We start from the raw sequence: 18,394 nt of genomic DNA, 5'->3' as shown, positions 1-18,394 counted from the left end.
GTTGCGCCGATACGGATCTCACGAACCGCGCACCGTTTCATGCGCTCATAGCGCAACGGGTGACACGCCTCACCGGAATGTGCAGATCGTGGTGAGCACGCATCGCGGCAGCCGGTACGGTCGGCCACGGGATTCATTCCGGCGGCCGAGGCGATCGCGTTCTGCGAACCCCACAGTACAGAGCAGAAAAATAAAGGGACCGTTACGCAACCGTTTCGCGATGGGCAATTGACGAACCCGGGAACGCGCATCGGAACAACAGATCCAACGGCTCTCTTTTCCCTATTTGACGCGATCCAGAATTTCCCGGAATCTGATCACCGACCGCGGACTCGGCCGGACGGGGCCGACCGTGCACCGCGGGCGATCGGCAGCCGGTGGAGAACCGTGCGCGCAGAAGGGAAATTCGTTGAGATCACTTCGGAAACTCACCGCGGCGTGTGGTCTCACCGCCGCGCTCGTCCTCACCGCGTGCTCGGCCGTGACGGGATCCGGCTCGGGAAACAAGCTGGTCCTCGCCGTGGAAACTACCCAGGGCGACCCCCTCGCCGACATGCTGCTCGCCTTCGCGGACGAGGCGCGAAACCGGCTCGGCGACACCGTGGACCTGCAGATACGCACCGGCGGGGCGATCGGCGACGAGGAGGCGGTGCTCCAGTCGCTGCGCGGCGGCGCCGTCGCGGTCGCGGCGGTCAGCGGCTCCGTGGCCAATCTCGATCCGACCTTCGACATCATGGAGGTGCCGTTCCTGTTCACCGACCGCGAGAAGGCGTCGGCATTTCTCGACGGACCGTTCGGCGACGAGATGAGCGATTCGCTCGTCGACTCGATCGGTGCGCGGGTCCTGGCCTACGGCGAGAACGGATTCCGCCACATCACCAACAACCGGCGCCCGATCCGCACGTCGAGCGATCTCGCGGGCCTGCGCGTGCGCGTCCCCGGCAGCCCCGCACGGGTCGACCTGTTCGAGGCGCTCGGCGCCACACCGACACAGGTGGATCTCGGCGAGGCCTACCTCGCGCTCGATCAGGGCGTCCTCGACGGCCAGGAGAATCCGCTGAAGGTCGTCGACGCGTTCTCGTTCTTCGAGAAACAGAAGTACCTGTCGCTGACGTCGCACATCTACAGCCCGGTGTATCTGGTCGTCAACGACAAGACGTGGCAGCGGCTGTCGCCGGAGACCCGGGACGGTCTGAGCGCCGCGGCGGCCGCGGCGGCCGAGACGAGCCGCCGTGCCGGCGCGGCGGCGGACGAGAGCCTGGTGACCCGGTTCGAGCAGGCCGGCATGGCCGTCAACGAGGCCGACGTGGCCGAGCTCAGGCAAAAGGTACGGGGTGTCACCGACACCATCGCCGACGGCATTCCCGGTGACTTCGCCAACCGCGTTCTCGCCGAGTACGGCCGATGACCCCGGGAGAACGCATGCGGCCGCCACTGCTGCTCACCTCGTTGCAGAGCGCCACCCGCATCGGCCTGATCTACATGGCCTCCAGCACGCTGATGGAAGCCGAAATGTACGCCATGGCAACGACGGACGCGACGATCCACACGAGCAGGGTCACGCTGCCGAGCGTGACCGTCGAGGGCATCGACGCGATGATGCGCTCCGAACAGCTGCGCACCGCAGCGGAACTCGCGGCGCAGGCGCCCCTGGACGTGCTGGTCTTCGGCGGAACCAGCGCCTCGTTCCTGCACGGCAGCGCCTGGGACCGCATGCTCGTCGAACACCTGGAGGAGTGGACGGGACTCACCGGACGATGCACCACCACGTCGACCGCGAGCATCGCCGCCCTCGCCGCGGTCGGCGCGGGACCCATCACGCTCGTCACGCCCTACCGCGATGAGGTCGTCCGCCGAGCCGAGACCTTCTTCACCGAGAACGGCCACCCGGTGGCCGGCAGTGTCGGGCTCGGCATCACCGACGACCGCGAGCTCGCCGAGGTGCCGCTGGAGCGGATCTACGATCTCGCCGTCCGCACCGACACACCCGACGCGACAGCGGTATTCATCAGCTGCACCAACGTCGCCAGTGTCGGCGCGATCGCCGCGCTCGAGGCGACCCTGGGCAAGCCCGTGGTGAGCGCCGTGCAGGCGTCGTTCTGGTATGCGCTCGAGCTGACCGGAACCGACGCCGCGAGAACGGGATTCGGATCGCTGCTCGAGACGCGGGTACCGGCGACCGGGGTGGCGTCATGAGCACCACCGACCGTCACCCGCCGGATCACGCCGAACAGGACGACGAAATCGGCGCCGCACCAGCGTCGGTCACGATCGCCGATCGCGTCCTCGAGGCGCTCGCGGTGCTGTCGCTGGCGGCGATTACGCTCCTGCTGTTCGCCAACGCGACGCTGCGGTTCGCCGCCGGCGCGCCGATCGGCTGGACCGAGGAGATCGTGACCGGACTGATGTTGTGGCTCACCATGTTCGGATTCGTGCTCGGCGTGCGCAGGCGCGAGTCGATCGCGGTGACCGCGTTCACCGACCGCCTGCCCGCGCGGCTGCGGGCCTGGGTCGCGCTGTGCGTCGAGGTTCTCGGCGCCTTCGTCCTGCTGCATCTGGCGTGGTACGCGTACCAGTACGTCCTCGTGTTCGGCGGCGACTCGACGCCGTATCTGCGTCTGCCGCAAGGATTCTTCACCGCCGCCCTCCCGGTCGGGACCGCGCTGGCCGCACTGGTGATCGTCTGCCAGATTCCCGGCACTCGGGCGATCATTCTGCGCGGCGCCGAGGAGGGCCGCCGATGACACTCGCGCTGACCCTTCTCGCCATCGTCGTCCTGCTCGTCGTGGGCGCTCCGCTGATCGTCGCCATGGCCGCGGGCGTGGGCCTGTACGCCGTGCTCGACGGCGCGTGGATGATGCAGTACCCGCAGCAGGTGGCCGACGGGATGAGTAGTTTCGTCCTGCTGGCGATGCCGCTGTTCATTCTCGCCGGCGTGGTGATGAACGCCGGCGGGATCGCCGACCGCGTCTTCGGTTTCGCCCGCTCGCTGGTCGGCTCGCTGCCCGGCGGACTGGCCCAGGTGAACGTTGCGGCCAGCCTGTTCTTCGGGGGCATGGTCGGCACGTCGGTCGCCGACCTCGCCGGCACCGGCTCGACACTCATTCCGCAGATGCGGCGCAGCGGCTATCCGACACCGTATGCCGCGGCGCTGACCGCGTCGTCCTCGGGAATCGGCCCGCTGATCCCGCCATCGTCGCCGATGATCCTCTACGCCGCGGCCACCGGAACCTCGCTGGGCACACTGTTTTTCGCGGGCGTCGTGCCCGGGCTGCTGCTCGCGGCCGTTCTCATGATCGTCGTCGGGATACAGGCCAAGCGCAACGGATGGGGTGAACGGACCGCGTTCCGGTGGGCGGAGGTCGGCCGCAGCCTGGTGCGCGCGATCCCCGCCGTCGGGGTGCCGGTCATCATCCTGGCCGGGATCAGTTTCGGGGTGTTCACCCCGACCGAGGCCGGGGCCTTCGCCGTCGTGTACGCCGTGGTCGTGTCGATGGTGGCCTACCACTCGCTAGGGCTGCGCAGGCTGTACCGCTGCTTCGTCGAGGCCGCGGTGCTGACCGGCGAGGTGATGCTGATAGTCGGGGTGTCGGTGGCGCTCGGAGCCGTGTTCGCGATGGCCGGGCTGCCCGAACTGCTGACCGACTTCGCCACCGCGATCGTGCCCGGCGAGACCCGATTGGGCTACATCGTCGTGCTCACCCTGGTGGCGGTCGTCGCGGGCATGCTGTTCGATCCCCTGATCCCGGTGATCATGCCGGTGCTGCTCCCGACGATCCTCGAGGTCGGGATCGACCCGATCCACTTCGGCGCGATCATCGTCCTGACCGTGGTCATCGGGCAGGTGACCCCGCCGGTCGCCATGTCGCTGGTCGTGGCGGCGCGCATCGCCAAGGTCGACGCATGGCAGGTATTGCGGTACAACACACCGTTTCTCGCGGCCACCGTCGTGGTGCTGGTTCTGGTGATGCTGGTTCCGGCGCTGGCGACCTGGCTGCCGAGCGTGGTGGGTACGCCGTGACGTCGACCGACCTGTTGCGAGATATCTCGCTGACCCAGCTGCGCTACTTCGTGCGCGCGGCCGAACGCGAAAGCATGACGCGCGCGGCCGAAGACCTCTACGTGGCGCAATCGGCCGTCTCCTCCTCGGTCGCGCACCTCGAACGCGAGCTCGGCGTCCAGCTGTTCATCCGGCAGCACGCGAAGGGCCTGATCCTCACGGCCGCCGGACGCGAGCTGCTGCTGAGTACCCGCCAGATCCTCACCTCGCTGGCGGAGTCGCTGGAGACGATCGCCGGAGAGGCGCAGGCGTTCACCGGAATCCTTCAGGTCGTGTGCTTCTCGCCGCTGGCGCCGTTCTATCTGCCGGCCGTTCTGTCCGGCCTGAAGGTCGCGCACCCGGCGCTCGACGTCCACGTCAGCGAGGCCGACGCCATCGAGGTCGCCCAGCAGCTCGAGACCGGCAAGGCGGAAATCGCCCTGACCTACGATCTGGCCCTCACCGACGCCGTCGACCGCGAGGTCCTGGCGGAGATCCGGCCGTACGTGGCGCTGCCCGCGGGACACCTTCTGGCGCAACGGAATACCGCGGTGCACCTCGCCGAACTGGCCGACGACCCGATGATCCTCGTCGACCTGCCCTACAGCCGCGACTACTTCACCGGGGTGTTCACCGAACGCGGCCTGCAACCGAACATCCAGTACCGGTCCAGCAGCTACGAAACCGTGCGGGCGATGGTCGCCGGGGGCCACGGATACAGCCTGCTGCACCAGCGCCCGGCCACCGACTCCACCTATGGCGGCGGCCGCGTGGCCGCCCTGCCGATCGCCGACGACGTGGTTCCGCTGCGCGTCGTCGTCGCGGCGCTGCACTCGGTCCGCAGGAGCCAGCGGGCCCGGGCATTCGTGGACAGGTGCCGGGAAGTGATCGGGCCCGAACCGAAATCGGCCGGGTGATACCGGATCACGCCCGGACTCACCCCGCTGTCCGGGGTTCCCTGCGACGACGATCGGAGAACCGTTGCCCGAGAATGCTTCTGGAAGACAAGTGAGCACCTGTATCCGGACGGCGACGGGACGCGTACACGTCGTGACTCGCGGCTCGGCCGGTCCCTGGATCGTCCTGCTGCACCAGACGCCCCGCTCGTGGGACGAGTACGCGCTGCTGCTACCGCATCTCGCGGGCTACCGTGCCGTCGTCCCCGACCTGCCGGGATACGGGCGGTCGGATCCGGCGGGGGAGAACACGATCGAAGCGGCCGCCGAGGCGGCGGTGTCGGTCCTGGACGCGCTCGGCGTGGACTCGGCCCACCTCGCCGGACACCATTTCGGCGGGCTCGTCGCCTATCACATCGCGGTCTCGAACCCGGATCGAGTTGCCTCGCTCGCACTTTCCTCGACGCCCTACATCGACGCGGACGAACGAGAGCGCCGGCGGGACGCGCCACCGTTCAACAGCGTGCCGCCCCGCCCGGACGGCTCCCATCTCGCCGAACTCTGGCAGCGACGCCGGCAGTACCTGGCCGAGCCGATCGATCCCGGGGTGATCACGCGGTACATCCGCGACGTCCTCGCCCATCCCGATCCCGACCGAGGCCACGCCGCCGTCGCTGCCTACCGCTCGGAGGACGGACTCGGAAAGTATCGCGGCCCGTTGCTGTGCCTCTCGTCGGCGCGCGATCCCCGCGCGTTCCCGCACCGGGACCGCATCCTGACCGCGTTCCCGCAGGCCCGCCACGTCGTGCTGGACGAGGGCGACATCTCCTCGCCCGAGACCTGCCCGGGCGCATTCGCCCACGTCCTCATGGACTTTCACCGGAAGGAAGCAGCCGTATGACCACAGCCACGATGGACGCCGTCGTCCTGCGGGGCACGGGCGGCCCGGAATGTCTCCGCCTCGAACGCGTCGCCCGCCCGCGTATCGGGCCGGGCGAAGTACTGCTGCGCGTAGCGGCGTTCGGCATCAACAATGCCGAGCTCATGCAGCGCCGCGGCGTCGTTCCCGCGCCGACGTCGGGGATCCCCGGGCTCGAGTGCGCCGGAACCGTCGTGGAGGTCGGGCCAGAGGTCACCACCCTGGCGGAAGGCGACGTGGTCGCGGCGCTGACCCGCTCGGGCTCGTATGCCGAATACGTTGCGGTGCATGCGGGAAGCTGCCTGCGCGTCCCCGGCGGCTCGAGCCCGGCGGAAGCGAGTGCGCTCCCCGAATCCGCGGCTACGGCGTGGTGGAATCTCGTGCGCCGGGGGCGAATTGCGCAGGGCGACATCGTCGTCGTGCACGGCGGGGCCGGGGGAGTCGGGTCGGTCGCGGTGCAGCTGGCGGCCGCGCTCGGCGCGACGGTCGTCGCGACGGCGCGCGGGCCGGCGAAATCCGAGGTGTGCGCCCGGCTCGGCGCGCATCACGTGCTGGACTACGGCGCTATGGACGTCTTCGCCGGGCTCCGGTCGATCGCACCCGGCGGCGTCGATGTGATCCTCGACAACCAGGGCGGTCCGGCCCTGAACAGCAACCTCGCCGCCCTCGCGCCGTTCGGCAGGCTCGTGGTGGTCGGCACGCAGGACGGCACCGCCGGCTCCCTGGACCTCGCGGACCTCATGGCGCGCGCGGCCGAGGTCTCCTCGTCGAGTCTCGGGAAGCTCACCGACGAGGTCCGGGCCGCACTGTGCCGCGAACTCGAGCGCGAGGTGATGTCCCGTGTCGCCGCGAACGAGATCCGGCCACTTCTCGACAGCGAATTCGCATTCCCCGACATCGTCGCCGCGCACGAACGTTTCGTGGCGCCCGACCGGATCGGCAAAGTGGTCGTCACGGTCGGTAATACGTTCGGCGGCAACTGATTTCGCTATGCAAGGCAACGGAAGAATCTCTTTGCCAGACGATTGAACGGGCGGGAGGATCGAAAGACGAGAAGCACTATTCCGCACCGCATTCCGCCGAACCAGCGAGCGAGGATCACCTATGAACAGCACCGTGGAACCGGTAGCCCTCAGAGATTTCGTCCGGGCGATCACGCGGGCTGCGACACCGGTCACCGTCGTCACTTCCGAATACGCGGGAAGGCCACTCGGGCAGACCGTTTCGGCGCTGAGCCGGGTATCGGACGATCCGCCCGTCCTCAGCGCCAGCATTCGGAAGCGCAGCCCGATCAACGAGATCATCCGCAGCCGCGGAGCATTCAACGTCTCGGTACTCGGCCCGGAACACCGGACGATCGCCGACTGCTTCGCCGGGCGCGTGCATTCGGGGAGGCCGCCGTTCACCTTCGCGGAGGCGGAATGGGAACGCGGGCGGAACAACGTGCCCGTCCTCGCCGGAGCGGTCGCGAGCCTCGAATGTGTTCTGCACGACAGCACCGAAATCGGCTCGCACGTGCTGTATCTCGGACTCGTGCAGCGGGCCTCGCACACCGACAAGGAACCGCTTCTCCACCTGCGCGGCAATTATCGCCATCTGTCCGCGCCCGATATGGAAGGACATCGCAGATGATACGAACCGGAGACGACTACCGCGCGGCGATCGGCACCGGACGCGAGATCTACATCGACGGTGAGCGCGTCACCGACGTCACGACGCATCCGATGTTCGCGCCGATCGTCGACATCCGCGCCCGCATCTACGATCTCGCCCACGAGGCGAGTTCGCGGGACGTGATGAGCTATGTGGACGACAACGGCGAGCGGAATTCGATCGCCAACAAACTCCCGCTCTCCCCGCAGGACTGGATCGACAAGCGCGCGGCGATAGACCTGGTTCTCGACGACGCCCGCGGCGTGGTCACCCGCGTGGGTGACGAGACCATTGGCGAGATGTGGGCGCTCTACGACGGGCAGGACGTCCTCAACGAGGTGGATCCCCGCTTCGCCCAGAACATCCGCGACCACGTCCACCGCGCGGTCACCGCCGATCCGTTCCACATCTCCGCGAACACCGACCCGAAGGGCGACCGGTCGAAACGCCCCCAGGACCAGGACCCGGACATGCTGCTGCACGTGGTGAAGGAGACCGACGAGGGCATCATCGTCCGGGGCGCGAAATACGAGACGGCCGCGCCCTACGCGACCCAGGCGTTCACCAAGCCGACGATCGCCAACTGGGGCGACAGCGAATTGTCCGACTACGCTGTGGGATTCGTCCTCGACCTGAATGCCCCGAACCTGAAGTTCATCTGCCGCACGGGTTTCGCGGGGCGGCGGTCCAGCGCGGACTATCCGCTGTCGAACCGCGTCGACGAGGTCGAGGCGCTCGTCATCTTCGACAACGTGCTGATCCCGTGGGACGACGTGCTGTTCTATCGCCACACCCGGGCGGCCACCTACGTCCGCGGCACGCTGCACCGCTACAGCGCGCTGCCGTACGTGCACCGCTCGATCCGGTTCGCCGACTTGATGATCGGCGCCGCGCTGTGGAACGTGCGGCAGACCGGACTCGACGGAAATCCCGCCGTGCAGGAGAAATTGGCGACGCTCGCGTGCTACCGCGAGGGCATCGACGCGCATCTGACGGCCGCGATCGCGACGGCCGAGACGAGCCCCGGCGGCCTGGCGATGCCGAATCAGTCGCTGCTGTACGCCGGCCGGGTGTGGGCGCAGACCCAGCTGCCGCAGATGATGCACATCGCCCGGGAGCTGTGCGGCGGCCAGATCTGCATCACCCCGGATTCGGCGACGTTCGCGCTGTCCGGCGCGTCCCCGTGGCTGGAGAAGTACTACTCGATCACCGAGCAGTGGCAGGCCGACGACCGCCGCAAGCTGCTGGCCTTCGCCCGGGACCTGCTCAACAGCGACTACGCCGGGCACCGCCTGACCTTCCAGCTGTTCGCCCAGGCGCCCCCGTTCGCGCACTACCAGGCCGTGTACCGGAACTTCGATTTCGACGGCCCGCTGGGGCTGGTGAAGGCGGCGGCGGAGCTGTCCGACCGCGTGGAGACGGGGGTGCCCGCATGACGCACACGCGAATCCGGCCGTTCAACACCAAGGACACCTATCCCGAGCAGAACCTGGACAACGACCTGTGCCAGGCCGTGGTGGCCGGTAACACGATCTACCTGCGCGGCCAGGTCGGCCAGGATCTCGACACCAGTGCGAGCGTCGGCGTGGGAGACGTTGCCGCACAAACCGATCGGGCGATGGCCAATATCGCGACGCTGCTCGGCGAGGCCGGTGGGCGGCTCGGCGACGTGGTGAAGATGACCATCTATCTGGTGGACGCTCGCTATCGCGAAGACGTATACCGGGTGGTCGGCCGCTGGCTGCGCGGCGTGTATCCCGTCTCGACGGGAGTGGTCGTGAGTGCCCTCGCCCGTCCCGAGTGGCTCGTGGAGATCGATATCGTCGCCGTCCGGCAGGAGCGCGCATGACCTTCTCTCTCGCAGCGGTGGAACGGGATTCGGGTGCGCTCGGCATGGTCATCGCCTCGTCCTCGCCCGCGGTCGCCTCGCGATGCCTGAACATCCGCCCCGGCCTCGGCGCGGCCGCGAGCCAGAACATCACCGATCCCAGGCTGTCCGGGCGGCTGCTCGACCGGTTGCGCGCCGGGGACGACCCGGACCGGGCGATGGAAACCGTTGTCGCCGGGCATGATCTGCGTGACTACCGCCAGCTGACCGTGCTGCGCGCCGACGGCCGCTCGGCGGCCTACAGCGGATCGCGGACCCTCGGCGCCCATCACCAGATCGCGGGTGACGGTGTGGTGGCGGCAGGCAATATGCTCCGCGGCCCGGCGACCATCTCCGAAATGATCCGCGGCTACGAGTCGTCTACAGAGGCCGCCTTCGAGCGGCGACTGCTCGACGGGCTGGCCGCCGCCCTCGCCGCGGGCGGCGAGGAGGGTCCGGTTCATGCGGCGGGTCTGCTCGTCTATCGCGCGGTCGAATGGCCGGAAACGACTCTGCGCGTGGACTGGTCGGAGGATCCGTCCACGGATCTGTCTGCGCTGTGGGATGTGTGGGAACCGCAACGCGACGACTACGTGCGCCGGGCGCTCGATCCCGCGAGCGCTCCCAGTTTCGGGGTGCCCGGTGATCTCTGATCCGGAAACCGTTGTCGAGGAACGCAAGTCAGTGGCCGTCCAGGCTCTGGGCGAGGCCTGGCAGGACGTCCTCGGGATCGCCACGACCCTGCACGAACACCCCGAGACGGCATGGCAGGAGCATCTCGCCCACCGCCATCTGACGGAACTGCTCGAGGCGTGGGGCTTCGCCGTCGACGCCAGGGCGGGCGGTCTCGACACCGCCTTCCACGCCCGGTACGGCGACGGCCCGCTCCACGTGGGATTCGTCGCCGAATACGACGCGCTGCCCGGTCTCGGTCACGCGTGCGGCCATAACTTGATCGCGGCCGCTGCGGTCGGCGCCGCACTCGCGACGCGGGCCGCCGAGCCCGGCATAACCGTGCACGTGCTCGGGACACCGGCCGAGGAAGGCGGCGGCGGGAAGATAGCGATGCTGGACGCGGGCGAATTCGCCGAACTGGACGCGGCGATGATGATCCACCCCGGGCCGGCGGACGTCGCGAAGGCCGACCCCTTCGCGGTCACCCACTGGCGAGTCGGCTACCGAGGCGTGGGAGCGCATGCGGCCGCCTACCCCCACCTCGGCGTCAACGCCGCGGACGCGTTCACCGTCGCACAGGTCGCGATAGGGCTGCTACGCCAGCAACTTCCACCCGACGCGCGCGTGCACGGCGTGGTCACCGCGGCCGGATCCGCACCGAACGCCATCCCCGACGAGGCATGGGGCCGCTGGTACGTGCGCGCCGCGAGCCTCGACCGCCTGACCGGCCTCGAACAGCGGGTGCGGGCGTGCTTCGACGCCGGTGCCCTCGCCACGGGCTGCACGCTCGAGGTCGAACCGGAATCACCCCGCTACGCCGAGTTCCGCAACGACGACCAACTTCTCGACCTTTTCGTCCGCAATGCCGCCGCCCTGGGTCGGGACATGACCGCTGCACCTCCGGACGGCGCCGGCGCCATGAACACCGCGTCGACGGATATGGGCAACGTCTCCCAGGTAGTCCCCTCGATACACCCATACCTGAGCATTGGTTCCCTTCCGGCGGTGAACCATCAGAAGCAGTTCGCGGACGCCGCGATCGGTCCTCTTGCCGACGATGCTGTCCGGGACGGCGCCACCGCAATGGCTTGGACCGCTATCGATCTCGCCGATCGGAGACGGACTGCGTCCAGCCACCAGCGCTGACTGTCGCGTCCAGCGGAGACCGGAAGTGTTGGGACCCGGGGAGTGGCGTGCCGATTCGGGCGGGATATGCGGGGCCTTCTCATATCCAGCGGTCGAATTCCGGTCTGGCCAGTTCGGACCACAGGATGGTGCGGCCGTTGGCGGCGTAGGCGTGGGCGGTGAACTCGGCGAGCCGATCCACGACCGCGCCCAGGCCCTCGGTGTGCACCCGCGCGCAGCCGTGTGACGTCGGTAGCCGATCGTGGATCCAGAAATCGATGCCCGCTCTGACCTCGGTGCGTCGCTGATCGATCGTCCCGATCTCGTCCCGGTCCGCCGCCAGGCGCCGCTCGTGCAACTCGGCCAGTTCCCGGGCGCAACGCAGCACGACATGATCCGGGCGAGTCTCACCCCGGCAGGCCGCCAGCATGAGGTTCTTCGTCGGCAGGAGTTCGGCGTACCAGAGTTCCGTGCTCACACCGCCCCCGTTTCGGCGGGCCTCGGGGCGGCGGCGCGCGCCCATGTCGTTGCGGGGCAGATGGTTTCGAGGTCGTAGTCCTCGCACACCCGGGCGGGCTGGTCGTCGACCTGGGCCAGGTCGAAGACCACGATGGCGGCCACGCCGAGTCCGGCGGCGATTCCGAGCGCGTAGCCGATCGGGTCGGCGGCATCCATCGGGGGCCGGACGGTATAGGCATATTTGTACCCGAGCGACAGGGCGTGTTGCTGCACGGCGATTGCATGCCGGGGGGCTTGCAGCCCGGAAACATCGCGGCGCACGAATCCGATCGCTATCGGTCGGTCGTCCGATTCGGACAGAAATGTCACCGTATTCGTCTCCGTTGCTTGCACATTCGTCATCGTTGTGAACCTTCGATCCGCGGTGGGCTCGACCGGGCCCGCGATGTGGGCGCAGCGATATGCTCCGGCCCGGCATGGGTTTCGTGTCGGAGGTATCGGCTACTGTGCAAAGTGGTTGTGCGGCTGTCGATCCGCATCCCGGTCACTGTGGTGACATAAAGTAGACACCTCAAATGCGCTACCGGAGGGTTCTTTTCGGCCTCTCCGCAGATTTCGTCAGACGTCCACTGTAAGCCGGTCCGTCATAAGTAGGTCCAGTACGGATCGCAAAAGATAGCGAGGCTAAACAATGTCAGGTGGATCCACCCTTCCCCGGCGCGCACTCGGCCGTCGCCTCCGTCATCTGCGGCTCGCAGCAGGGAAAAGCCTGCTGGCGGCAGGCGTGGCCATCGATATCTCCAAACAGGGCATCGGCCGGCTGGAAGAAGGCATGGTTGTCCGGATCAGCACGGTGCAGTATCGCGCGCTGCTGGATTTCTATCGAGCCGACGAGGACGCGAAGGCCGAGATAATGGGCCTCGTCAAGGAGGTCAGAGCTACGCAGGGTGACGCTTCGAATGGCTGGTGGCGAGCCTACGCAGACGTGGTGAACCCGCGTTTCAACCATTTCGTCAGCCTCGAACAGGACTGTAGCCGGATGACGTCGTTTCAGCTCACGTTGCTGTCCGGCCTACTCCAGACCCCGGCTTATCGCCGATGGGTCGTCAGGACGGGCGACCCGGCGATGTCGTCGGCGAGCTTGGATCGGCACATCGAGTTGACCGCACGTCGACAGCGCAAGCTCGTGGATGATCCGGAATTTTCGTTGGAAGTGTTGCTGTCGGAGTCGGTATTGCGGCATCAGGTCGGCGGTAACGGCGTGATGGCCGAGCAGCTGTCTCACCTCCTCGCTGTGGCGAGTCGGCCCACGGTGTCCATCCGGGTGATTCCGTTCGATTCGGGAGAGCATCCCGGACTGGTGTTTCAGTCGTTCGTCCTCATGGAGTTTCCGCCCTCGAATGCGGGTCGGACCCCTGAGCCGAGTGTCGTATTCGTCGAAACCTTCACCGGCGGGCTCTTCGTCGAGGACAGTGCTGCGGTCGATCGCTATCGGGCCACGCTGGCAGCCCTTCGCGACGTGGCGCTGACCGAGGAAGACAGCGTGCGTTTCATCGAAGAGATCGCAGGGGAATACATCGGGTAGTCATGGGTATGGCGCTATATTGCGCCGAGGAGGGTTCGATGGTCGACTGGATCGTGTTCGTTCCAGCCGCGATCGTGTTGTCGTTGATCCCCGGGCCGAACCAGATTGTGAGCCTGCGCAATGCCATTCGTTTCGGGACCGGGCCGGCGACGATCGCTCTCGCGGGGCGCTTCGGCGTGTTCGCGGTCATGGCCGGTGCCGTCGCCGTCGGCCTGGGAGTGATCCTGACGGGTTCGGCGATGGTGTTCGGCGTCGTCAAGTGGATCGGCGTCGCCTACCTGATCTATGTGGGGCTGAGCCTGTTGTGGGGGTCGCGTCACTCGATGCGCGACAACGGTTCCGACGAAGACCTGTCGGCGTTGCGTGCCCGGAGCAGAACATGGCGGGCCACCCGGCAGGAGGTCGTCGTCGCCGCCACGAACCCGAAGGCAATGCTCCTGTTCGCGGCATTCCTCCCGCATTTCCTGCCTGCCACCTCCGCAGGCGGATTCCCGCTGCTCCTCCTGGCTGGTGCCTATATCGGCATCGAGGCCGTATCCGCCGTGGGCTACACGGTATTGGGCGGCCTGCTCGGCCACCTCGACCTGACGGCCCGCGCTCACCGTTACATCGATAGAACGTCGGGCGCTGCCTTCGTCGGTTTGGGCGGCTATCTCGCCACCGCGCAACGCCCGTCTTGACTGCGATCAGTCTTCGCCGAACACGAGCACGGTGACGATGAGAACGTTATCTGTACCGACTACCGCCGCATCAAAGGTATGCCGTGTCACGGGATTCCACACGGTGAGGGCGGTGGACGCCGCAGCTGGGCCGGGAGTTCCTCGCTGAGTACTGCGGGGTGGGCCCGCCGGGGTTCGTCGAGTTCGAGATCGATCGGTATCTGGGGCATCCCGGTCAGGCCATCGCCGACAAGCTGGGGGAGAAGGTGTGGCTGGAGGCGCGGGACGCGGCCCGGCGCCGTGACGGTGTTGCGTTCGATCTCGAGCGGTTCCACCGCCATGCTCTGGACCTGGGACCTATGGGCCTGGATCTGCTGCGTGCCGAACTGACCCGCGAGGACTGACGGCTACTACCGGGTCTTCTGCACGTGGGTGGTATCGGTGTCGAGAAGGATGCCGTCGGCGCTGGCCGGCGCGATTTCCGGCACCGGAGTGCCGTGCTGGTCGACCAGGGTGGAGTGGGGCTCTCCGGGAGCGAAGGCGTGGCGTTCACCCCACTGCCGCAGGGTGACTATCACCGGGAACAGGTCGCGGCCGGCGTCGGTGAGCACGTATTCCCGGCGGCGGCCCGAGGGCGCGGTGCGCTGGGTGAGGAGTCCGTGAGCGATGAGTTTGTGGAGGCGGTCGGTCAGGATGTTGCGGGCGATGCCGGTGCGTCGCTGGAACTCGGTGAACGAGCGCACCCCGTCCATCGCGTCGCGGATGACGAGCAGGCTCCACTTGTCGCCGGCGAGGTCGAGCGTGCGGGCGACAGGGCAGTTCGGGTCGGTCCACTTGTCGTCCGGACCGCGACCGACGGGATGCGACATGGACACCTCCCAATGAGTTGCGGATTGAAACCATTATGCCCTACGGTCAATTGGTTGCAATTTGCCACCAATTGAGGGGATGGGAGCGCGATGAATGGGGTTCGGCGGTTGCTGCTCGCGACGGTGTGCGGTGTCGCGGTGGCGAGTATCTATGGCGCGCAGCCGGTCCTGGAGCCGATGGGACGCGATCTCGGGGTGCCGCCGGGGCTGACCGGGTGGATCGTCGCGACCGGCCAGATCGGCTATCTCGTCGGGCTGGTTCTGCTGGTGCCACTCGGCGACGTGGTGACCGACCGGCGCCGGCTCATCGCCGGGCACCTGGCCGTCACCGCGGTGGGCATGATCCTGACCGCCGCGGCACCGGCTGCCTGGGTGGCGTTCGCCGGGCTCGCGGCGGCCGGACTGTTCGCGGCCGTGGTGCAGACCACCGTGGCCTACGCCGCCTCGGTCTCAGCGCCCGCCCAACGCGGACGCACTATCGGTGTCGTGACCTCGGGCGTCGTAATCGGCATCCTGGGCTCACGGGTCGTCACCGGCGCTCTCGCCGACCTGTGGGGCTGGCGCAGTTTCTATGCCCTGCTCGCGGTGCTGTCTCTCGGACTGGCGGTCCTCGTCCTCACCACACTGCCAGCAGACGAACACCCCCACCAGCCCGCGGGATACACGCAGACCATCGCCTCACTCGGCGGACTGTTCACGCAGCGCACCTTCCTCACCCGCGGGTTCATCGCGTTCTTCTTGTTCGCGTCGTTCGGCACCTTGTGGAGCGGACTGTCCCTGCCACTGACCGACACGCCCTGGCATCTGAGTGAAAGCCAGATCGGGTTGTTCGGGCTCGTCGGACTCGCCGGCGCCCTCGGCGCGGCCCGTGCGGGACGATGGGCGGACACGGGCCGGGCGATCCCGGTCAGCGGCCTCTCGCTCACCTTGCTCGTCGCCTCGTGGGCAGCGATCGCGCAACTGCCGTGGTCGCTGTCGCTGCCCATCGTCGGGATCGTGGTGCTCGACTTCGCGGTCCAGGTCGTGCACGTGAGCAACCAGCACCTGCTCACCACCGCGTATCCGGACCGCTTCAGCACCATCATCGGCTGCTACATGGTCTTCTACTCGCTCGGATCCGCCCTCGGCGCCGTCGCAACCACCGCCATGTTCACCGCTCACGGCTGGGGAGCCTCCAGCGTCCTCGGAGCTGTTTTCGCGGCCTGCGGACTCGCTGTCTGGGCGACCGGCAGGCGACTACCCGGCGACAGCGCGAACCTCGGCCCCGAGAAGGCTGACATCCGCCGTCAGGCGCAGAAGGCAATGGACTGACCTGTGCCCGTCGTGCACGGCCCGAATGTCTTCGCCTGGGGTCATGGTTCCGCCCTGGCATCTGCGCTGAACCCGAAGATCTCCTGCTGGTCGGAGATGCTGTTCGTCCACGGCGCAAACCATTTGGCGGCCAAGGTGTTTCACTTTTGGTTCGGCCGTCAGCGCGCGCACGTATATCGGGTACAAGACGTGGACCTCGGCCAGCCGATTGTTGCATAACGACCTATGATGCGGGACACAACCGCCCTGTATCCGATGGTTCAGTTATTCGTCGGCTAGTTCGGACACGAGTGTGTCTAGGACGGATGCGTCGATAACGGGCAGAGCGGACGTCGGGATCTCCCAACCGGCGACCGACCAGGCAACCGCCAGAAGTCGTTTGCTCGGTTTGTGTGCAGGCCCCGAGATCGAAATTTGTTTGCATCTGATTCAGGAACGATTCCGATCCCGCGATGCCACGTTCGAGAGCGCAGTCGCTGCTGTCGTCGGTGCCTGCCAGTGTCTCGGCTACATGTACTAGAGTTTCGGCCTGTCGTTGCGGATCGGTGATGGCGAGGGCCAGGGCCTCGGCGCGTTCAGGGTAAGTGTCCGCTATCGCTTCGGCCACGTGGGCGAGAGCTTCGTCCTGCCACCGCGGATCGGTGATATCGCGAGCGATGGCCTCGGCGCAATCAGGGTGGTGCTCCTGCCCCGCGAACGCAACCCGATCTCCGCACAACTGTGGGACGACTGGTCGGCTCTGCTGCCGAGCATTCCTCCGGATAAGGAGCCCAGCTGTCTTGCATCAAGGAGTTGGCACGATCTAGCTGGTTTGATAGCTGACGCGCAGGGCTAGCGTGGTCACCTGAGACTGCTCGGTGATAGCCGATGTCCGGCTGTCGAGTCGGTCGTGCCTGGCCGCGGTCGCAGCGCGTACTGGCGTGTCTCGGATTTGGTGAGAAGCTCGTGGGTGATGGTGCTGGGTGGTATGTATGGGAACGGTCGGTGAGCGGATCACTGCCTGTGCCGGTGGTGTGGTCGGGTGGCGGCGATGTCGATGGTGAGCCGGGTGCCGCCGAGGGGGCTGTCGGTGAAATAGGCTCGGCCGTTGTGGAGTTCGGTTTGCTGGGCGACGAGGGCGAGGCCGAGGCCGGATCCGTCGCGGGTGGCGGTGCTGCCGCGGTAGAACCGGGTGAACACGGCGTCGCGTTCGGTGGGTGGGATGCCGGTGCCGTTGTCGTCGATGGTGATGAGGATGCGGTCGTGGGTGTGGTGGGCGGTGAGGTGGATGGTGGTGGCGCGGCCGTGTTTGATGGCGTTGGTGAGGGCGTTGTCGAGGATGAGACGCAGGCCGCTGGGGAGCCCGTGCACTGGTAGCGGCGGGTCGCTGCGGACCTCGATGGTGACGTCGGGGTGGTGGCGTGCGGCGTCGCGGGCGGCTTCGTCGGCGAGTTCGATGAGGTCGACGGTGGTGTAGTGGTGGTCGCGGGCGAGCTCGCCGGAGGCGAGTTGTTCGAGTGCGGTGAGGGTGGACTCGATGCCGGTCTGTTTGCGGAGGACGTCGTTGATGATGTCGGTGCGTTGTGGGAGGGGGAGGTCGAGTCCGCGCATGACCTCGAGGTCGGTGCGCATGGCGGTGAGGGGTGTGCGGAGTTCGTGGGCGGCGGTGGAAGCGAAGGTGCGGGCGGTGTCGAGCGCGGCTTCGGTGCGGTTCTGCGCGTGATTGATTCGGTCGAGCATGTCGGTGACGGCGGCGGAGAGTTGGCCGGCTTCGCGGGCTCCGGTGCCGGCGCCGGTGAGGTCGGGGGCGGGTGAGCCGCGGCTGATGCGGTCGGTGAGGTCGACCAGGGGGCGGACGGCGCGGCCGCCGAGGATCCAGCCGAGGGCGGTGGCGACGAGGACGGCGGCCGCGCCGGTGAGCAGGACGCGCCGTTGCTGGGTACGGGTGACGGTTTGCGCGCGGGCGGTGGGAGCGGCGACGGCGATGGTGAGTCGGTGGCCGGTGTCGCGGCGGATGGTGTCGGTGTGGATGCGGTATTCGGTGGCGCCGAGGGTGCGGGTGGTGTGGCCGTCGGGCAGTGGCGGCAGCTGGGTGGGGGTGGAGGCGGTGACGATGCCGTTGTCGCGCAGGGTGACGGCGAAGGCTCCGGCGTCGCCGACGCGGCCGAGGAACAGTTCGGCGGTGTCGGCGTTGAGTTCGACGAGGTCGACTGCGGTGTCGAGTTCGTCGTCGAGGTGGTCGATGTTGTTGCGGGCGATGGCGACCGACAGGAAGAACGCGAGTGCGGCGACGATGACCGAGGCGCCGATCCCGGTGGCCAGGGCGACGCGGGTGCGGAGTGACAGATTACGCACGGG

At 67.7% G+C, this 18,394-nt stretch carries 20 protein-coding genes and 1 pseudogene; 17 read left to right on the top strand and 4 right to left on the bottom strand.

Going from position 1 to position 18,394, the window contains the following annotated elements:
- Positions 1 to 409: 409 nt before the first annotated feature.
- The 12 genes from D892_RS42765 to D892_RS0133560 all read left to right on the top strand — a co-directional run bounded on the left by D892_RS42765 (position 410) and on the right by D892_RS0133560 (position 11,195).
- The gene (locus D892_RS42765) at positions 410 to 1,408 is read left to right on the top strand and encodes a TRAP transporter substrate-binding protein (RefSeq protein WP_156959798.1); all 999 of its coding nucleotides are present in this window, start codon (positions 410 to 412) and stop codon (positions 1,406 to 1,408) included.
- Between the two features lie 14 nt (positions 1,409 to 1,422).
- On the top strand, positions 1,423 to 2,196 hold the full coding sequence (locus D892_RS0133610; protein WP_024805454.1) for an Asp/Glu racemase: 774 nt from the start codon (positions 1,423 to 1,425) through the stop codon (positions 2,194 to 2,196).
- On the top strand, positions 2,193 to 2,744 hold the full coding sequence (locus D892_RS42760; protein ID WP_024805453.1) for a TRAP transporter small permease: 552 nt from the start codon (positions 2,193 to 2,195) through the stop codon (positions 2,742 to 2,744). Before D892_RS0133610 ends, D892_RS42760 begins: the two co-directional genes overlap by 4 nt.
- Positions 2,741 to 4,021, top strand: coding sequence for a TRAP transporter large permease (locus D892_RS0133600; RefSeq protein ID WP_024805452.1), 1,281 nt, complete (start codon positions 2,741 to 2,743; stop codon positions 4,019 to 4,021). Before D892_RS42760 ends, D892_RS0133600 begins: the two co-directional genes overlap by 4 nt.
- Positions 4,018 to 4,956 carry a LysR family transcriptional regulator gene (locus tag D892_RS0133595; protein WP_304413537.1) on the top strand — a complete coding sequence of 313 codons (939 nt, stop codon included), beginning with the start codon at positions 4,018 to 4,020 and terminating at the stop codon, positions 4,954 to 4,956. The genes D892_RS0133600 and D892_RS0133595 overlap by 4 nt, the downstream gene beginning before the upstream one ends.
- Before the next feature lie 91 nt (positions 4,957 to 5,047).
- On the top strand, positions 5,048 to 5,836 hold the full coding sequence (locus tag D892_RS0133590; protein WP_024805450.1) for an alpha/beta fold hydrolase: 789 nt from the start codon (positions 5,048 to 5,050) through the stop codon (positions 5,834 to 5,836).
- The gene (locus tag D892_RS0133585) at positions 5,833 to 6,837 is read left to right on the top strand and encodes a zinc-binding dehydrogenase (RefSeq protein ID WP_051499259.1); all 1,005 of its coding nucleotides are present in this window, start codon (positions 5,833 to 5,835) and stop codon (positions 6,835 to 6,837) included. The genes D892_RS0133590 and D892_RS0133585 overlap by 4 nt, the downstream gene beginning before the upstream one ends.
- A gap of 121 nt (positions 6,838 to 6,958) precedes the next feature.
- Positions 6,959 to 7,486, top strand: a complete 528-nt coding sequence (locus tag D892_RS0133580; protein ID WP_024805448.1) for a flavin reductase family protein — start codon at positions 6,959 to 6,961, stop codon at positions 7,484 to 7,486.
- The gene (locus tag D892_RS0133575; protein WP_024805447.1) at positions 7,483 to 8,943 is read left to right on the top strand and encodes a 4-hydroxyphenylacetate 3-hydroxylase family protein; all 1,461 of its coding nucleotides are present in this window, start codon (positions 7,483 to 7,485) and stop codon (positions 8,941 to 8,943) included. The genes D892_RS0133580 and D892_RS0133575 overlap by 4 nt, the downstream gene beginning before the upstream one ends.
- The gene (locus tag D892_RS0133570; RefSeq protein ID WP_024805446.1) at positions 8,940 to 9,356 is read left to right on the top strand and encodes a RidA family protein; all 417 of its coding nucleotides are present in this window, start codon (positions 8,940 to 8,942) and stop codon (positions 9,354 to 9,356) included. Before D892_RS0133575 ends, D892_RS0133570 begins: the two co-directional genes overlap by 4 nt.
- Positions 9,353 to 10,027: a DUF1028 domain-containing protein gene (locus tag D892_RS0133565; protein WP_024805445.1), complete on the top strand. Its 675-nt coding sequence runs from the start codon at positions 9,353 to 9,355 to the stop codon at positions 10,025 to 10,027. The genes D892_RS0133570 and D892_RS0133565 overlap by 4 nt, the downstream gene beginning before the upstream one ends.
- A gap of 31 nt (positions 10,028 to 10,058) precedes the next feature.
- The gene (locus tag D892_RS0133560) at positions 10,059 to 11,195 is read left to right on the top strand and encodes a M20 family metallopeptidase (protein ID WP_024805444.1); all 1,137 of its coding nucleotides are present in this window, start codon (positions 10,059 to 10,061) and stop codon (positions 11,193 to 11,195) included.
- A gap of 79 nt (positions 11,196 to 11,274) precedes the next feature.
- Here D892_RS0133560 and D892_RS44165 read toward each other — a convergent pair whose 3' ends face one another.
- Positions 11,275 to 11,652 carry a DUF4254 domain-containing protein gene (locus D892_RS44165; RefSeq protein WP_198037053.1) on the bottom strand — a complete coding sequence of 126 codons (378 nt, stop codon included), beginning with the start codon at positions 11,650 to 11,652 and terminating at the stop codon, positions 11,275 to 11,277.
- A complete protein-coding gene (locus D892_RS0133550; RefSeq protein ID WP_024805442.1) occupies positions 11,649 to 12,035 on the bottom strand; it encodes a hypothetical protein in 387 nt (128 codons plus the stop codon). The genes D892_RS44165 and D892_RS0133550 overlap by 4 nt, the downstream gene beginning before the upstream one ends.
- 289 nt (positions 12,036 to 12,324) lie before the next feature.
- On the opposite strand from D892_RS0133550, the gene D892_RS0133545 reads away from it, so the two are divergent.
- The 3 genes and pseudogenes from D892_RS0133545 to D892_RS0133535 all read left to right on the top strand — a co-directional run.
- Positions 12,325 to 13,218 (top strand): DUF5753 domain-containing protein, encoded by an 894-nt coding sequence (locus D892_RS0133545; protein ID WP_084161328.1) that lies wholly within the window; start codon positions 12,325 to 12,327, stop codon positions 13,216 to 13,218.
- 38 nt (positions 13,219 to 13,256) lie between these two features.
- Positions 13,257 to 13,898, top strand: coding sequence for a LysE family translocator (locus tag D892_RS0133540; protein WP_198037052.1), 642 nt, complete (start codon positions 13,257 to 13,259; stop codon positions 13,896 to 13,898).
- Between the two features lie 119 nt (positions 13,899 to 14,017).
- A pseudogene (locus tag D892_RS0133535) lies at positions 14,018 to 14,281 on the top strand (DUF885 family protein); the annotation flags it as partial.
- Between the two features lie 6 nt (positions 14,282 to 14,287).
- Here D892_RS0133535 and D892_RS0133530 read toward each other — a convergent pair.
- On the bottom strand, positions 14,288 to 14,746 hold the full coding sequence (locus tag D892_RS0133530) for a helix-turn-helix domain-containing protein (RefSeq protein WP_024805438.1): 459 nt from the start codon (positions 14,744 to 14,746) through the stop codon (positions 14,288 to 14,290).
- Positions 14,747 to 14,836: 90 nt separating this feature from the next.
- Between D892_RS0133530 and D892_RS0133525 the strand changes: the two genes are divergently transcribed.
- Together D892_RS0133525 and D892_RS47245 are read left to right on the top strand one after the other, a co-directional pair.
- Positions 14,837 to 16,057: an MFS transporter gene (locus tag D892_RS0133525; protein ID WP_024805437.1), complete on the top strand. Its 1,221-nt coding sequence runs from the start codon at positions 14,837 to 14,839 to the stop codon at positions 16,055 to 16,057.
- A gap of 3 nt (positions 16,058 to 16,060) precedes the next feature.
- Positions 16,061 to 16,276: a hypothetical protein gene (locus D892_RS47245; RefSeq protein ID WP_156959796.1), complete on the top strand. Its 216-nt coding sequence runs from the start codon at positions 16,061 to 16,063 to the stop codon at positions 16,274 to 16,276.
- Between the two features lie 774 nt (positions 16,277 to 17,050).
- Here D892_RS47245 and D892_RS0133520 read toward each other — a convergent pair.
- The gene (locus D892_RS0133520) at positions 17,051 to 18,391 is read right to left on the bottom strand and encodes a sensor histidine kinase KdpD (protein ID WP_024805436.1); all 1,341 of its coding nucleotides are present in this window, start codon (positions 18,389 to 18,391) and stop codon (positions 17,051 to 17,053) included.
- Positions 18,392 to 18,394: the final 3 nt, after the last annotated feature.

The organism is Nocardia sp. BMG51109 (genome assembly GCF_000526215.1).
In the GTDB taxonomy this organism is placed as follows: domain Bacteria; phylum Actinomycetota; class Actinomycetes; order Mycobacteriales; family Mycobacteriaceae; genus Nocardia.
Note: the sequence above shows the minus strand (reverse complement) of the source record. Positions and strands in the feature narration are given on the sequence as shown.

What these genes read in the sequence shown, in the direction of transcription:
- D892_RS0133610 (WP_024805454.1), top strand. Translation starts at nt 1,423, where the DNA reads ATGCGGCCGCCACTGCTGCTCACCTCGTTGCAGAGCGCCACCCGCATC.
- D892_RS42760 (WP_024805453.1), top strand. Translation starts at nt 2,193, where the DNA reads ATGAGCACCACCGACCGTCACCCGCCGGATCACGCCGAACAGGACGAC.
- D892_RS0133600 (WP_024805452.1), top strand. Translation starts at nt 2,741, where the DNA reads ATGACACTCGCGCTGACCCTTCTCGCCATCGTCGTCCTGCTCGTCGTG.
- D892_RS0133585 (WP_051499259.1), top strand. Translation starts at nt 5,833, where the DNA reads ATGACCACAGCCACGATGGACGCCGTCGTCCTGCGGGGCACGGGCGGC.
- D892_RS0133580 (WP_024805448.1), top strand. Translation starts at nt 6,959, where the DNA reads ATGAACAGCACCGTGGAACCGGTAGCCCTCAGAGATTTCGTCCGGGCG.
- D892_RS0133575 (WP_024805447.1), top strand. Translation starts at nt 7,483, where the DNA reads ATGATACGAACCGGAGACGACTACCGCGCGGCGATCGGCACCGGACGC.
- D892_RS0133570 (WP_024805446.1), top strand. Translation starts at nt 8,940, where the DNA reads ATGACGCACACGCGAATCCGGCCGTTCAACACCAAGGACACCTATCCC.
- D892_RS0133565 (WP_024805445.1), top strand. Translation starts at nt 9,353, where the DNA reads ATGACCTTCTCTCTCGCAGCGGTGGAACGGGATTCGGGTGCGCTCGGC.
- D892_RS0133550 (WP_024805442.1), bottom strand. Translation starts at nt 12,035, where the DNA reads ATGACGAATGTGCAAGCAACGGAGACGAATACGGTGACATTTCTGTCC.
- D892_RS0133545 (WP_084161328.1), top strand. Translation starts at nt 12,325, where the DNA reads ATGTCAGGTGGATCCACCCTTCCCCGGCGCGCACTCGGCCGTCGCCTC.
- D892_RS0133540 (WP_198037052.1), top strand. Translation starts at nt 13,257, where the DNA reads ATGGTCGACTGGATCGTGTTCGTTCCAGCCGCGATCGTGTTGTCGTTG.
- D892_RS0133530 (WP_024805438.1), bottom strand. Translation starts at nt 14,746, where the DNA reads ATGTCGCATCCCGTCGGTCGCGGTCCGGACGACAAGTGGACCGACCCG.
- D892_RS0133525 (WP_024805437.1), top strand. Translation starts at nt 14,837, where the DNA reads ATGAATGGGGTTCGGCGGTTGCTGCTCGCGACGGTGTGCGGTGTCGCG.